This window comes from Vibrio sp. Vb0667, from assembly GCF_033391095.1.
This window is the reverse complement of record NZ_JAWPOL010000282.1, coordinates 1-1,176: the sequence shown is the minus strand read 5'-3', so window position 1 is coordinate 1,176 and position 1,176 is coordinate 1. Positions and strand designations below refer to the sequence as shown.

The window sequence follows — 1,176 nt, the reverse complement described above, 5'->3', positions numbered from 1 at the left end:
AAGGATTATCAACTTTTAATGGAAAGCCTAACGTTACAACCTATCAATAAAATTCAAGGGGAAGTGAACCTTCCTGGTTCCAAAAGTGTTTCTAATCGAGCACTTTTACTCGCTGCATTAGCAAAGGGGACGACTCGTCTCACCAACCTTCTCGATAGTGACGACATTCGTCACATGCTAAACGCACTCACTAAACTAGGCGTGAAGTACACATTATCTGCAGATAAAACAGAATGTGTGGTTGAAGGCCTTGGTCGTCCGTTCTCAGTATCAGAACCTGTCGAGCTCTTTCTGGGCAATGCGGGCACAGCCATGCGACCTTTAGCAGCCGCACTTTGTGTTGGCCAAGGTGAATATGTGCTTACTGGCGAGCCTCGTATGAAAGAACGACCAATTGGTCATCTTGTGACTGCATTGCAAGAGGCGGGAGCAGATATTGAATATCTGGAAAACACAAACTACCCACCACTAAAGATTGTCGGTACTGGTCTGAAAGCAGGCACAGTGTCGATTGATGGTTCTATTTCTAGTCAGTTTCTCACGGCTTTTTTGATGTCTGCACCACTTGCCGAAGGCGAAGTGCGTATTAAGATTGAAGGTGATTTGGTATCAAAGCCTTACATTGATATTACGCTGCATATAATGAAGCAGTTCGGTGTCGAAGTGATCAACAACGACTATCAAGAGTTTGTGATTCCAGCGGGTCAGCACTATGTTGCGCCTGGCGATTTTCTTGTGGAAGGGGATGCTTCGTCGGCCTCTTACTTTTTAGCGGCGGCTGCAATCAAAGGCGGTGAAGTCAAAGTAACTGGCATCGGTAAAAATAGCATCCAAGGTGATATTCAATTTGCTGATGCGCTAGAAAAAATGGGCGCAGAGATTGAATGGGGCGATGATTACGTTATTTCCCGCGTCGGGAAGCTTAAGGGCATCGATATGGATTACAACCATATTCCAGATGCAGCAATGACCATCGCGACGACGGCTTTGTTTGCTGAAGGTACCACGGCAATTCGCAATGTTTATAACTGGCGTGTAAAAGAAACCGATCGTTTGTCTGCAATGGCAACAGAGCTTCGTAAAGTTGGTGCGGAAGTGGAGGAAGGTGAGGATTACATCATCGTTAAACCAGTACCTCACCTTAAACATGCGGCGATTGATACCTACGATGATCAT

At 45.7% G+C, this 1,176-nt stretch carries 1 protein-coding gene; it reads left to right on the top strand.

Going from position 1 to position 1,176, the window contains the following annotated elements:
* Positions 1–18: 18 nt before the first annotated feature.
* A partial coding sequence (gene aroA, locus R8269_RS25285; protein ID WP_318222917.1) for a 3-phosphoshikimate 1-carboxyvinyltransferase occupies positions 19–1,176 on the top strand: 1,158 nt, incomplete at its 3' end.